Below are 13,378 nucleotides of genomic sequence, written 5' to 3'. Positions count from 1 at the left end.
ATTTAAATGTTTTTTGTTAAATCGCCTGACCAGGATGTCATACCTGGTAAGACGTTAAATACTTTCGTAAAACCATGTGAAGCCAGCTTTTGCGCAGCCATGTCACTGCGTTTTCCAGTACGACAAATAACATATATCTCCTGCTCTTTATCAAGCTCAGAAAGTCGTGTCTCCAGTTCGCCCATTGGTATCGATTTTGCTCCCGCAATATGCCCAAAAGCGAATTCCGCTTCCTCACGTACATCTAGAATTAATCCTTTACGACTTGTGATTTGCTCTAAATCAATTGTTTGATCAAACGTCATTTCTTCTATTTGGTCGTTTGTACATTTACGAATATAGTGTTTCAGTACACCATCATCTTCTAAAGTACCAATATACTGATGACCTACAGTTTCAGCCCATGCCGCAATATCAGCTTTAGATCCTTTGTCAGTCGCAGCTACTTCTAAAATTTGACCATCTACTAAATCAGCCATCGCTTTTTTTGTTTTCACAATCGGCATCGGGCAAGAAAGACCCTTGGCATCTAGCTGAAAATCCGCCTTCATACTTTTCATAACCTCCACATACCTATAAGGGTATTATTTTAATCAAAAAAATATAGATTTAACCTATTACTGTACTTTTCCCTCCCAAGCTAACATACCACCAATCATGTTAGTTACATTAAAGCCATTACTTTCTAATAGTTGAGTAGCCCGAGCACTTCGTCCACCTGATCGACAAACCATAATATACGACTCCCTCTTATTTAATTCAGGTAGTCGAAACTCTAATAAACCTAGCGGGATATGAATAATGCCCGGGATGTGGCCAGCCTCTACTTCATCTACCTCTCGCACATCAATAAGATTCAGCTTCCCTCCTTGCTCCATAGTTTGTTGAACTTCTTTTGCTGTAATTTCTTTCACTTTTTTCTCCTCCTAGTATGCACTCATTCCACCCCGAACATTAGAAACACGCTCAAAACCTTGCTTTTTAAGTTGCTTACAAGCCTGACTACTTCGCATACCACTCTGACAAATAACTATGATCTCTTTATCCTTCGGAAGGTTTTTAAAGCTCGACCCAAGCGGAACATTTTTAAATTGCGAGATATGCCGACCTTTATACTCAGCAGGCGTGCGTACATCGATAAATATCTTATCCTTATCATTCAGCATATCTTTTAATTGGGCTGTAGAAATTGATTGAATGCCCTTCGCTGGCTTCATTCGCCAAACGAAAAAGGCTGCCACAAGCGCGATAATAATCCATATTTCCATATGACCAGTCCTCCTTTTTATACGATTATGGGTATATCAAGTTATCGACTTTTCACGACCAAGTCCATCGCCTCTTGGATAGCAGCATTCATTTTTTCAGCATTGCCTTCAGCAGTCGATACACAATCTAATAAATTTTCACTTACAATGACACCAATCGTCCGGTCAACAGCAGAACGCACGGCAGATAGCTGTGTAATCACATCTTTACAACTTTGACCTTCTTCCATCATGCGTAAAATACCCCGCATTTGACCTTCCATACGTTTCACACGATTTGCAGTGTTTGAGCCATACGCCATTCTGTTATGCCCCCTTTCAAACGATAGATTGAACTTCCTTACGAGATTTATATTATACCCCTATAGGTATGTTGTCAACATAAAGCTTCTATCTTTTTTAAAATGCTGCAATTGCGAGTTACAAGTTCTCCCTATCGCTTTAACCTCATCTATCTGCTTCCTTATTATTTCAACAAAAAACCCTGCTACGAGTTATTTCTCATAGCAGGGAGTTTATTTTTTATTTAGCTAATTGCATGGCTGGCCCAAAGAATTCATAGTGAATTTTTTCATCTTTCACGCCAATTTCCTGTAAATTTTTAATAACCGCTTCCATAAAGCCTACAGGGCCACATATATATACATCTGCATTATCAGCTACTTTTTCAGCCAGCAATTCTTTTGTAATAAGCTTGTCTTCATCAGAGTATAAAGCTGTATAGGATGCATTCGGTAAGACGTTTACTTTCTTTTGAATGTCATCACTGAACGCTACAACCTTCTCATTACGAGCACATTGGATAAAGTTCACTTCATTCACTGCATTATGATTTAGAGATTGCAGCATACTGTTTAAAGGTGTTACACCGATACCGCCACTTACAAATGTAATTGGTGCAGCCGTTTCTTCTAACACAAATAATCCGGCTGGAGCACTTACATCTACCAAATCTCCAACTTGTAATTGATCATGAATATAATTTGACACTTTACCATTTGGCGTATGATCACTTTCACGTTTCACCGAAATACGATAGCCATCTTCTGCACTCGCTTGTGAAAGTGTATATTGACGGTTCATTAAATACTCTTCTCCTGGCACTTTCACTCGAATAGAGATGTATTGACCTGGTTCATAAGTTGGTAGTGGTGATCCATCTTCATTTACAAAATAAATAGAAGTTACTAAGTCACTTTCTACAACTTTTTTTGCCACTTTTAATGGTTTAAATAGACGCCAACCACCATTGTTCTCAGTTTTTTGGTATAACTCTTCTTCTACTTGAATGAAAATATCTGCGATAACGCCATAAGCCTCGGCCCATGCACCAATAATGTCATCAGTTGCTGCATCACCAAGTACTTCTTTAATCGCTTTTAATAAGTTTTCACCCACAATTGGGTAATGTTCAGGTAAAATTCCTAAACTACGGTGTTTATGTGCAATAAGCATTACTGCTGGTAAAATTGCTTCTAAGTTTTCAATATGAACTGCTGCAGCGTAAACAGTATTTGCTAATGCTGTTTGCTGACGGCCTTGTTCTTGGTTCGTGTGATTAAAAATATTTAGTAATTCTGGATGAGCTTGAAACATATTTTTGTAAAACGTCTTTGTGATTTCAACACCATGAACTTCTAATACAGGTACTGTTGCTTTAATAATTTGAATTGTTTCTTGTTTTAACATATCGCTTACCATCCTTTCGTGATTACAATATAACGCTTTCATTCTCTTAAAGCAATATATAAAATACATCTTTAACAAAATAGACATAATTAATGTATTTTAAATACATCTTTAAAAATAGGTTGTAGATATTATACTTCAATGTAAAAATGCTATAATTATTTTGAATTATAGAAAGTAGGGTGTTTAGATGCGCTTAACTTTATACACAGACTACTCTTTGCGCACACTTATTTATTTAGGCGCAAAGGAAGATGGTCAATTATCGACTATTCAAGAGATCTCAGATGCTTATAATATATCGAAAAACCATTTAATGAAGGTGACACACCAACTCGGGTTATTAGGTTACATTGAAACAATCCGTGGACGTGGCGGTGGAATTCGCCTTGCTATCGATCCAAAAACCATTACCATCGGTGAAATTGTTCGTCATACAGAAGAGGATTTTCATCTTGTAGAATGTTTCGATAAAGAAAATAACCTATGTAAAATAGCTCCAGAATGTCAATTAAAGGGTGTACTGTATGAAGCTTTGCAAGCCTATTTGAAAGTATTAGATCAATACACCTTGGACGATTTCCTTCATTCTAAGGAAAAATTAATGGCTCTACTGCTCGGTAAATAAAAATACCCGCTCAACATTTGTTGAACGGGTATTTTTTTTAGAAGTTTGCTTATAATTGCTTTGAAAAGAAAATCATATCCAATGCACGAATACCATTTTCATAAATTGGTTCTGGGTAATGACTGAAGAAGTCCTTTTCAATAGCCTCCATGCGAAAGCCTGCTTTTTGATAAAAAGCGATATTATCAATACTTGAGTTCGCCGTTCCAACTAATACCGTTTGATAACCATCCTTTTGACATTCTTCAGTGAGCTGTCGCAATATCTCTTTGCCTATTCCCTTCCCTTGATACTTTGGTACAATAGCAATATTCTTCAATTCAATTGTAGTATTAGTTTGAGGAATGACTAATGCCACTCCCACCAACAGTTCCCCACAATTAATTTTATATAATGTACCCTTATCTAAATATTTCCGAACTGCCACTTCACTCTCATCAGCTAATAAAAGCTGAGGTAAAAAGGCTTCTCGGTTTCCTTCTACCTTTTCTAGGGATGTTCGATAACGGACATAATCTTCTCGTTCAAAAACATTTAACACACATGGTTGCTTTTCCTTCACTTCTAACCACGAATGCTCCTCAGGATAATCTTTTTCCACCCCTAATCGAACAAAAGGTAGCTTTTCTTGTGCTTTTTGTGAACGGATATTAACCTTTCGGGCTCCTGCAAAAACACGTGATAATCCCAGCTCAAAAAACGCAATATCTAAAATAGCCGTTTTTGCTTCAAGATTATAGCCCTTCCCCCAAAATTGATAGCCAAGCCAAGAGCCGATATGACAGCTCTTTTTATGACGATCGATAAACATTAATGATGTCACACCAATGACTTGCCCCTCCTCATCTAAAATCACACGAGGGACGGTCTTACCTTCTTCTTCATCTATACGTTCACGCTTAATAAAATGAATTGTGTCTTCTACCTTGCCAGCAGGTAAGCCTAGGGCATCTCGAACCTGTGGCATAGAAGACAACGCATGCATAGCCTCAGCATACTTCACATCATGCCTTACTAACGTTACTGCCATCTTCTATTCCCCTTTATTTCTTAGGATTGAAAACTTATTCTTTATATATACTCCATATACTATAGATTATTCAAAAGCCTTGTTTTGCTAGTATAACTGAATATCCATCTACTTTATATAAATATAGAAAAATAAAAATTGAGAAAGTGAGCTTTTACTACACTTTCTCAATTATTTTTATGGTTGAACTGGTATAGTGATCTCTAGTTCAGGTATATATTGAATTTTCGGATAACCGTTTTTATCCAATTGAAACATACCTTTTTCGTTTTCCTTGAAAAGATGGATATAGGGTTTTAAGGTTATTGTTTTTGGAACAGATTCAAAAGGAGTGTACCGAAGATCATCAAGATGAATGTTTCCATTGGTAGCGTTCCAACCGTTTCCTCCAATTACTTCAATTTCACGACCATGCTCATCAATAATAACTATCCCCATTGTTAGTAGTGTTAAATTATCAGTGAACGTTGAATTATCAGTTAAAACCATCCGTGTTGTGATACTTGTTGTAACTGGTGTTAGCTTGACCTTTTCAAGAGTCAAATGAATATTGTCATATTGTCGACTTATATTTGGTGCTAAAGCTACATAGTCTTTCACTTTATTTTTCACAGGAATATCAATTTCAATGGGGTTTTCTATACCTTTGACAAAAGCTTGAATGGTTAAATCAAATTGCTCTGGGAAAGGCTTCCCTCCCTGATTTCTCAGATCTGAAAATTCAATAATGACAGAAGCATTATCTTTACCAGGGTACATAAAACGACTAATAGAATTGGACTCACTCGGAGCAAAAGAATTAATAGGCTCATCATTTATAAACAAATTATAATTACTGATACAATCCATTAAAGCTTCTTTCTGATCTTCTTTATAGGGGCGTTCAATAGCAATTGAAACACGTGTACCGTCATAAGCTACTTCCGATACACTTAATGTAAACCCCTCCTGTGTCACACTTACCTTTGGTTTTGTAGAAAGTCCTTTTTCATCAGCCATCTGCAACCCCAAATCACCAGCGAGACGGAAAATTGAGGATAGTACAGGCACTTGTTTAAGCGTTGCAGCCATTGTTGGTGAAATAAATGATGTAATAAATAGTAAGCTAACTAGCATGGCTGTTGCAAAAGCAACTTTATAATGCCATTTCTTCTGGTGCTTTACTACTTGTGGCTGCTCGTTACGTTCATATTTACTAATTACACGATCAACCAAATCAATTTCTACAGGTGTTTCTCGAATTAGCAGCTCTATTCGTGCCATTTCTTTATCCTTCTGCTTTGAATGAATGCTCATAAAATCCACCTCCTAACTTATTTTCCTTTATTAATTTTTTGCGTAATCGTTCATATTTTTTTCTTATTGTAGCTGGTTTCATATCCATAATTTCAGAAATCTCTTCAAAGCTATATTCTTCAATAGAACGAAGCAGTAAAATCCTTTTTTCATCTACATGTAAGTTTTCCAGTAGCCTATGCACCATCTCATCATATTCAGGTATCGGTGCTTGCGTCTGCTTCACCTGTTCTCGCTTCACACTTAGCCAAAATTTATAGCCCCTATTTTTTGCTTTTATGACATCAATACAATGGTGGTGAGCGATTTTATAAAGCCACGCCGATAAGGAAACCGTATAAGAAAATTTATGAATATTCTCTAGTCCTTTAATAAAAATATCTTGCGAAGCATCCTCCGCCTCCTCTTTGGTTCCTAGCATATAGTAACAATAAATATAAATTTGCTTTTGAAAACAACGAATGATTTCTGCATAGTCATGCGTGTCCCCTGATTGAACTTGCTCCACGATTGATTGAATATCTATATCAGCTCGCTCTTTTGATGGTTCTCGTGTAGTCAATGTTGTCCCCCCTCTCCAATCTATATAACTGAAATTATTAGAAGTTTGTGACACTAGATAAAAAATCTTAAAAATATTATTGAATGTCATCGAGTTACTTGGAGAAATCTTTTATATCTTCCCTTCTTCGCCTATATAACTGAAATCAACAGCCATTTGTGACACACTATAAAAATTTTTCACAAAAATAAAACGCTTAAGGGTAACCTAAGCGTTTGAGTCTCACTATTTTATTTTGTAGCTTGTTATAAACCCTTTAATAATTGGGATAAATACTCCTATCAATACAATGGGTAGGAACCACCATCCTAATGAATTTACCTCACCAAGACCAATACGAACCATCTGAATCGATATAAAAGCAAATAAAATGAGACAGATATTTTTTACTTGATTTAGTATTTTTCTGCTATTCAAATAAAATGCTTTTACATTACTTTCATCCAAACGTGACGGATAATTATGCATATGAGGTGCTTTTTCTAGCAGCCACATAACAATCCATAAAAATAAACCGATGAACGGAAGAATGAATAATTCTATTTTTGATCCCCAACGATCCACCTCACCTAATCCATTAAAATGACCAGGTATTTCATCAGGCAACTTACCCCATGCCAATATAATATAAAAGATGGATAAAATAAATATACTACCACCAATATAGTCCCATATCTTTTCTGATCTTGTTTTAGGTAACTTTAAAATTGGCCTATACATTTTCTCCACCCCTGTTCTTTTCCTTTACTACATCTACGTTATGACTACTATTAAAGTTTCAAAATTTATGAAAATTGACTTAATATTCAACATGCACCATTAATTATCCCTATTATTAGTAGCATTATAGCGATAAAATCTACTTTTTTTATTACTTCATATATAATTTATACCCATTTTCAAACTACTAATTACTGTAGAAATACTCATAATACTTTGTAAAATTCATATAATCTGATATAAATGATATATATACATATTTCATTATTTTGTAACATTTCTACTAATTACTGAGAAAGGATATTTCAACTATGCGATTTACTATCTACAAGAAATTATTACTCGGTTTTTTTATAGTTATTTTGGTACTCGTTACAACAATCGGCTTAAATATAAAACAGCTTGATTCTGTAAATAAGACCTATCGTACATTATTGGAGGAACAAACTACTAAATCTATAAGTATTCAGGAATTACGGGTGATTGCAAAACAGGAAATTGTCAGCATGCGAGGCTACTTACTACTTGGAGACAAACAAAACTTTCAAAGTAATCAAGCCTCACGCGAGGAATTCAAACAAAAATCTGAAGAATTAATGGCTACTTTAGATTCAGAAAAATCAATTAAGATGCTTGAAGCTATTAATAAAAGTGAGCAAAATGTGCAAGAATTTGCAGATCGTATGTTTGAGTTAAAAGCTGCTGGAGAAACAGAGAAGTACGAAAAATTGGATAGTACTCAAGGACGCTTAATTATTAAACAATTCGATGAACGTGTTGAAAACCTTTCTAATTATCAAAATGAATATGTAGAAGGTAAAATGGCTGCTACATCCAATCAAATTCAAGACATCAAGCTCCAAATGATGCTTCTTGGAGTCTTTGCTGTTGTCATAAGTCTGATAATTGCTATGGTTGTTGGTAGTCTAATGTCTCGTCCAATTAACGGTATGGCTAAAGCTGCGAAAAAAATAGCTGAGGGTGACTTAACAGCTGAACAAATTCGTATAAAGAATCGTGATGAAGTAGGTGATCTAGCGCTTGCGTTTAATCAAATGGCTACAAATTTAAAGGATTTAATTACGAAAGTGCGCCAAAACACTGTACAAGTAAGTGGCTCTGCTGCTGAGTTAACAGCTAGTGCAGAGCAAACTATACAGGCTACAGAACAAATCACTTCTTCTATTCAAGAGGTTGCTAGTGGCTCAGAGGCTCAAGGGAAAAACGCAACTGAAAGCTCAGAAGCAATGAAAAACATGACAAAAGGTATACAACAATTAGCTTCTACTACTGCGGCTGTTTCTGAACTGGCAATCGAAACAAATTCAGAGGCTAAGAAAGGGAATGATTCTTTACATCGTGTTATCTCTCAGATGACAACAATCAACACGGCTGTTTTAGAGTCAGCAAGTGTTGTTAAAAATCTAGACGGGCATTCCATTGAAATTGGCAATATCATTGGCATTATTACTGATATTGCAGAACAAACAAACTTATTAGCACTTAATGCTGCAATTGAAGCGGCTCGTGCAGGCGATCATGGACGCGGCTTTGCAGTCGTAGCAGATGAAGTGAAAAAGCTAGCAGAGCAATCAAAAAAATCCGCTGAGCAAATCGCTACCTTGATTTCTGAAATACAGCAGGATACAAACCGTGCTGTAACGGTGATGGATACGGGAACTCAAGAGGTTCAAATTGGTATGCAAGTAGTGAAGGTAGCAGAAGAAGGTTTCTCTAAGATTGTTGAGCTGATTGAGCAAGTATCCATGCAAATCCAAGAAGCAACGACAGTGTCAGAGGAGATGTCCTCTAGTGCAGAGCAAATCTATGCTTCCTTTGATGAAATTGCAACTATTGCACAGATGTCCTCATCTAATTTACAAAATGTTGCTTCTGCTTCCGAGGAACAATTAGCTACTATCGAAGAAGTAGCTGCTTCAGCAGCAACACTTTCAAATATGGCAGAAGAACTTCACACGCAAGTCTCTCGTTTTAAGGTAGAATAAAAAACTGCTCGTTTTCTTTAGGTTTAAAGAAAACGAGCAGTTTCTTCATACGAAGAAAAATATCATGATCATTCTACCTATCGTATGCTAACCCTACTCACCATTTTCTCCCAGTAAATACATTCTTCACTACTTTATTTTACACTTCACCAAATATCAAATTTTTAATAAAATAGACATTACTTAAGACAGAATTAAATAAATTTTTAGAATATTATTGACAGGCAGTTAATATCCAAGTAATATTGCTTTCAACAACACATTGCAGGCCAAGATTGGAAATAGTAAAAGTGTTTGTGTACTTGTAGAGAGCCGATGGTTGGTGTAAATCGGTAGGCACACATTTTGAACTCGTCCATGAGCTACTCCCTGAACTTTTTAGTAAGGGATGTCGGTTTCCCCCGTTAACAGGATAGACAGTGATAGCTGTCGATAAGGGGATTTTTTCTATAAAGAGAAGGTCAATTAGAGTGGTACCGCGAGCATAAACTCGTCTCTATTTTTAAATAGAGACGGGTTTTTTATTTTTTTAATGACTTATTGGCCTAAGTGTAGATTTTAGATACTAATCACTAAAAAGGAGTGTTTGAAAATGGGAAGAAAAATTTGGGTGTTTGATACAACTTTACGTGATGGCGAACAGGTGCCTGGAGCAAAGCTAAATCTTTATGAAAAAGTAGAGATCGCTCAGCAGCTGAAAAAATTAGGTGTCGATATTATTGAGGCTGGATTCCCCGCTTCCTCTCAAGGTGATTTTGATGCCGTCAAAGCTGTAGCTGAAAAGGTTGGCAATACAAACGACATTATGATTACAGCATTAGCACGTGCTGTAAAGGCTGACATTGATGCTGTCTATAATGCTGTGAAGTATGCTCAAAACCCGATGATTCACATGGTACTAGGAACCTCTGATATTCATGTGGAGAAAAAATTCAGCAAGTCAAAAGATCAAATTTTACAAATAGGCGTGGATGCTGTGAAATACGCTAAAACATTATTGCCGCAAGTTCAATATTCCACAGAGGATGCCTCTCGTTCTGACTTTGAATATCTTTGGAAAACAATTGAAGCTGTTATGAGAGCTGGCGCAACGATGATTAACGTTCCTGATACGGTTGGCTTTGCAGAGCCAGAGGAATTTGGAGAAATGATTTTTAAATTAAATGACCGTATGAAAAACTTAGATGATAGCGTTCTTTTAAGCGTTCATTGTCACAATGATCTTGGCATGGCAACGGCTAATACGCTAGCTGCAATTAAAAATGGTGCAGATAAGGTAGAGTGTACAATCAATGGTATCGGTGAACGCGCAGGTAATGCTGCATTAGAAGAAGTTGTCATGGCACTTAAAACTCGTAGCTCCGTCTACAATGCAGAAACCCGTATTAATACAAAAGAAATTATGAATACTTCACGTCTTGTTTCTAGCTTTATGGGCTTAGATGTACAGGTCAATAAAGCCATTACAGGAGATAATGCATTTGCCCATTCTTCTGGTATTCACCAAGATGGTTTGTTAAAATCGCGTGATGCTTATGAAATCGTCCATCCTGAGGATGTAGGTCTTGATGATATGGAGCTAGTACTAACAGCTCGCTCTGGTCGCCATGCAGTGAAAAATGCTCTTGAAAAATTAGGATTTACTAATCTTTCAACAGAGGAATTTGAAGGTATTTTCGAAGGATTCTTAAAGCTAGCCGATGCGAAGAAAGAAGTATATGATCACGATTTATATGTTATTGTTGAAAGCTATTATGAAAAACATGATGCCAATAATAAAAATGCTACACATTATAGTGAGCAATTCTTTGATTTTGATGATCTACAAGTCGTCAGCAATACAAGCTTCCCTTCAGCAAGTGTTAAGGTTCGAAAAGGCGGCGAAGTATTTAAAGCTAGTGCAGTAGGCTCTGGTCCAATTGATGCCCTCTATTCAGCCATTGCAGAAATTACAAATATGGATGTAAAACTAGTGGAATATAATATCAATAGTGTTTCACGAGGCAAAGAGGCTTTAGGTAAAGTAAAAATTACGATTGAGCATGAAGGCGAAAAGTATATTGCAAAAGCAGCAGATACAGATATTCTTAAGGCAAGTGCATTAGCCTATATTAATGCGATCAATAGCATTGTAGTGACAAAATTAACACCTGTTATGAATTAAATGAAAATAGCAAAGCAGTATGGCACTTGTGCCATACTGCTTTTTCAATCCTAGTGACTATCCCTAACTAGTTTTTGATATTCCTCATCGATTCGTTCGATATCAAGACGTTCAAATAATGGTGTCACCTCTCGAATGACTTTAGGGAGATCTACTTGCTCATGCCACATCATTTCATTTATACCTAACATATTTCTTACTTTCTTTGCTGAAAACGGTAAGAAAGGATGCAGCAGCTGTCCTAAATTCGCAATGATATAGACGCAAGTTGCTAATGTACGATTACCTGCCTCTACGTTTTCTTTTACCTGTAGCCATGGCTGTTGTTCATCAAAATAACGATTAGCACCGCGAATATACTCAAAAATCGATTCTAACGCCTGTTTGAAATGACCACCTTCGATAAGAACACCCGCTTCATTAAACAATTGTACGGTTTGTTTTCGAATGTCGCTATCCACCTCCGCTTGTGGCACCTGACAAGCAAATGATTTCTCAATAAACTTCAATGTACGGTTTACAAAATTGCCATAGGCTCCGAGTAGTTCGCCATTATGGCTATAAATAAATTCCCGCCATGAAAAATCAGTATCCCGATTTTCTGGCGCATTCATCGTTAAGAAGTAACGAATAGAGTCCGCATCATAACGGCTTAAAATATAAGGAACCCATACAGCCCAATTCTGACTAGTAGATAATTTGCGTTTTTCTAATGTTAAATACTCATTAGATACTATATGGGTAGGTAATGCCTTGGATCCAATTCCCATTAAAATGGCTGGCCAAATAACTGTATGGAATGGAATATTATCCTTCCCATGTACATAGTATGAAATGGTCTCTTCATTCCATAAATCTTCAATAGCTATTTGATGTTCTTTTGCCCATTCTAAGCTTGCTGTTAAGTACCCTGCTACAGCTTCAATCCATACATATATTTTTTTCCCTTCAAAACCTGGCACTGGAACATCTATGCCATTCGGTAAATCTCTTGTTACTGCTCGGTCGGGAACTCCCTCTGCCAAGTATCGCTCCGTTAACCCTAAAGCATTGTCACGCCAACGTTTCTCGACTTTTGCTTGTGCTAAATAAGACTCCAACCTTCCTTGAAATTGACTAAAGGTAAAATAAAAGTGCTCAGTTTCCCGAATAACAGGTTCGTTCCCACAAATTTTGCAGCGCTTATCAATTAAGTCCAATGGGTCTAAAATTTCTGAGCAGTTATCACATTGATCTCCCCTTGCTTTCGCTCCACAATTTGGACAAAGACCTTCGACAAATCGATCTGGTAGAAATTGATTATCCGTCTCACAGTAAGCCTGTTCAATTTTCTTTTTGTATAAGAAATTATTAGCCAGTAGCTGTAAGAAAAGGGCCTTAACGGATTCATGGTGGTGCTCCGCATCCGTTCTTGTGTACAAATCATAGGTAAATCCTAAATCATGAAAGCATCTTGTAAACTCATCATGATAGTGATTAGCTATAGCCTCTGTCGTTGTATTCTCTTGTGCGGCCCGTATAGAAATGGGTGTACCATTACAATCACTGCCTGATACATATAAAACCTGCTCGCCTTTTTGTCGGTAATATCTAGCCAAAATATCACCTGGTAATAATGCGGCAACATGCCCTAAATGCAAAGAGCCATTTGCATACGGCCAAGCGCCTCCAATAACAATCGTCATTCTAAATTGCTCCCCTCACAGAAAAAATGGTAAAAAAAAATCGCCCTAATCAAATCTGATTAGGACGAGTATACCCGTGTTACCACCTATATTTACAAATAGCTCACACTATTTGCCTCTATCAGTACGTCTTCACTCAAAAAAGAGATACTGCTGCTGTTGTAACGAGTGCCCATCTCGTCGTAATCTACTGGCTAAAAAGCTTTCGGTACGAAGCTCAAAGGTCATTTTCAAAAGGGTTCATTTACCTCATTTCCACCAACAGAGGCTCTCTATAAAATGCTAATCCAATTTACTTTTCCTTCTCAATGCTTTTTCTATAGGATTGGC

At 36.7% G+C, this 13,378-nt stretch carries 13 protein-coding genes and 2 other annotated features; of the genes, 3 read left to right on the top strand and 10 right to left on the bottom strand.

Annotated elements, in window-relative coordinates; all coding sequences use genetic code 11:
• Positions 1–2: 2 nt before the first annotated feature.
• From VK91_RS15780 to hmpA, 5 genes are all read right to left on the bottom strand, one after another.
• Complete coding sequence (locus VK91_RS15780) at positions 3–551, bottom strand: sulfurtransferase TusA family protein (RefSeq protein WP_048394135.1); 549 nt, start codon at positions 549–551, stop codon at positions 3–5.
• A 66-nt stretch (positions 552–617) separates the two neighbouring features.
• Positions 618–914, bottom strand: a complete 297-nt coding sequence (locus tag VK91_RS15775; RefSeq protein WP_048394133.1) for a rhodanese-like domain-containing protein — start codon at positions 912–914, stop codon at positions 618–620.
• Between the two features lie 12 nt (positions 915–926).
• Positions 927–1,268, bottom strand: coding sequence for a rhodanese-like domain-containing protein (locus tag VK91_RS15770; RefSeq protein WP_048394132.1), 342 nt, complete (start codon positions 1,266–1,268; stop codon positions 927–929).
• 41 nt (positions 1,269–1,309) lie between these two features.
• Positions 1,310–1,570: a metal-sensitive transcriptional regulator gene (locus VK91_RS15765; protein WP_048394130.1), complete on the bottom strand. Its 261-nt coding sequence runs from the start codon at positions 1,568–1,570 to the stop codon at positions 1,310–1,312.
• A 220-nt stretch (positions 1,571–1,790) separates the two neighbouring features.
• Positions 1,791–2,957: an NO-inducible flavohemoprotein gene (hmpA, locus tag VK91_RS15760; protein ID WP_048394129.1), complete on the bottom strand. Its 1,167-nt coding sequence runs from the start codon at positions 2,955–2,957 to the stop codon at positions 1,791–1,793.
• A 190-nt stretch (positions 2,958–3,147) separates the two neighbouring features.
• On the opposite strand from hmpA, the gene VK91_RS15755 reads away from it, so the two are divergent.
• Positions 3,148–3,585 carry an Rrf2 family transcriptional regulator gene (locus VK91_RS15755; RefSeq protein WP_048394127.1) on the top strand — a complete coding sequence of 146 codons (438 nt, stop codon included), beginning with the start codon at positions 3,148–3,150 and terminating at the stop codon, positions 3,583–3,585.
• 49 nt (positions 3,586–3,634) lie between these two features.
• Here the strand turns inward: VK91_RS15755 and VK91_RS15750 are convergent, their stop codons facing one another.
• From VK91_RS15750 to VK91_RS15735, 4 genes are all read right to left on the bottom strand, one after another.
• Positions 3,635–4,615 carry a GNAT family N-acetyltransferase gene (locus tag VK91_RS15750; RefSeq protein WP_048394125.1) on the bottom strand — a complete coding sequence of 327 codons (981 nt, stop codon included), beginning with the start codon at positions 4,613–4,615 and terminating at the stop codon, positions 3,635–3,637.
• Between the two features lie 177 nt (positions 4,616–4,792).
• On the bottom strand, positions 4,793–5,911 hold the full coding sequence (locus VK91_RS15745) for a DUF4179 domain-containing protein (protein ID WP_048394123.1): 1,119 nt from the start codon (positions 5,909–5,911) through the stop codon (positions 4,793–4,795).
• Positions 5,883–6,473, bottom strand: coding sequence for an RNA polymerase sigma factor (locus VK91_RS15740; RefSeq protein WP_048394121.1), 591 nt, complete (start codon positions 6,471–6,473; stop codon positions 5,883–5,885). The genes VK91_RS15745 and VK91_RS15740 overlap by 29 nt, the downstream gene beginning before the upstream one ends.
• A 225-nt stretch (positions 6,474–6,698) precedes the next feature.
• On the bottom strand, positions 6,699–7,193 hold the full coding sequence (locus tag VK91_RS15735; RefSeq protein ID WP_048394119.1) for a DUF1648 domain-containing protein: 495 nt from the start codon (positions 7,191–7,193) through the stop codon (positions 6,699–6,701).
• A gap of 311 nt (positions 7,194–7,504) precedes the next feature.
• Here VK91_RS15735 and VK91_RS15730 point away from each other — a divergent pair, with 311 nt between their 5' ends.
• Both VK91_RS15730 and VK91_RS15725 read left to right on the top strand, forming a co-directional pair.
• A complete protein-coding gene (locus VK91_RS15730) occupies positions 7,505–9,199 on the top strand; it encodes a methyl-accepting chemotaxis protein (protein WP_048394117.1) in 1,695 nt (564 codons plus the stop codon).
• Between the two features lie 262 nt (positions 9,200–9,461).
• Positions 9,462–9,700, top strand: a binding site (T-box leader).
• 91 nt (positions 9,701–9,791) lie between these two features.
• A complete protein-coding gene (locus VK91_RS15725; protein WP_036079516.1) occupies positions 9,792–11,363 on the top strand; it encodes a 2-isopropylmalate synthase in 1,572 nt (523 codons plus the stop codon).
• Positions 11,364–11,413: 50 nt separating this feature from the next.
• On the opposite strand, the gene metG is transcribed toward VK91_RS15725, so the two are convergent.
• Entirely contained in the window at positions 11,414–13,048 is a 1,635-nt protein-coding gene (metG, locus tag VK91_RS15720) for a methionine--tRNA ligase (protein ID WP_048394115.1), read from the bottom strand.
• 57 nt (positions 13,049–13,105) lie between these two features.
• Positions 13,106–13,366: a binding site (T-box leader), on the bottom strand.
• Between the last annotated feature and the right edge of the window lie 12 nt (positions 13,367–13,378).

This window comes from Lysinibacillus sp. LK3 (assembly GCF_001043675.1).
Lineage (GTDB): Bacteria > Bacillota > Bacilli > Bacillales_A > Planococcaceae > Lysinibacillus > Lysinibacillus capsici.
Note: the sequence above shows the minus strand (reverse complement) of the source record. Positions and strands in the feature narration are given on the sequence as shown.

Excerpts from the sequence above, each read along its gene's own strand:
- VK91_RS15735 (WP_048394119.1), bottom strand. The coding sequence starts at position 7,193 with ATGTATAGGCCAATTTTAAAGTTACCTAAAACAAGATCAGAAAAGATA.
- VK91_RS15730 (WP_048394117.1), top strand. The coding sequence starts at position 7,505 with ATGCGATTTACTATCTACAAGAAATTATTACTCGGTTTTTTTATAGTT.
- hmpA (WP_048394129.1), bottom strand. The coding sequence starts at position 2,957 with ATGTTAAAACAAGAAACAATTCAAATTATTAAAGCAACAGTACCTGTA.
- VK91_RS15770 (WP_048394132.1), bottom strand. The coding sequence starts at position 1,268 with ATGGAAATATGGATTATTATCGCGCTTGTGGCAGCCTTTTTCGTTTGG.
- VK91_RS15745 (WP_048394123.1), bottom strand. The coding sequence starts at position 5,911 with ATGAGCATTCATTCAAAGCAGAAGGATAAAGAAATGGCACGAATAGAG.
- VK91_RS15750 (WP_048394125.1), bottom strand. The coding sequence starts at position 4,615 with ATGGCAGTAACGTTAGTAAGGCATGATGTGAAGTATGCTGAGGCTATG.
- VK91_RS15755 (WP_048394127.1), top strand. The coding sequence starts at position 3,148 with ATGCGCTTAACTTTATACACAGACTACTCTTTGCGCACACTTATTTAT.
- metG (WP_048394115.1), bottom strand. The coding sequence starts at position 13,048 with ATGACGATTGTTATTGGAGGCGCTTGGCCGTATGCAAATGGCTCTTTG.
- VK91_RS15765 (WP_048394130.1), bottom strand. The coding sequence starts at position 1,570 with ATGGCGTATGGCTCAAACACTGCAAATCGTGTGAAACGTATGGAAGGT.
- VK91_RS15780 (WP_048394135.1), bottom strand. The coding sequence starts at position 551 with ATGAAGGCGGATTTTCAGCTAGATGCCAAGGGTCTTTCTTGCCCGATG.
- VK91_RS15725 (WP_036079516.1), top strand. The coding sequence starts at position 9,792 with ATGGGAAGAAAAATTTGGGTGTTTGATACAACTTTACGTGATGGCGAA.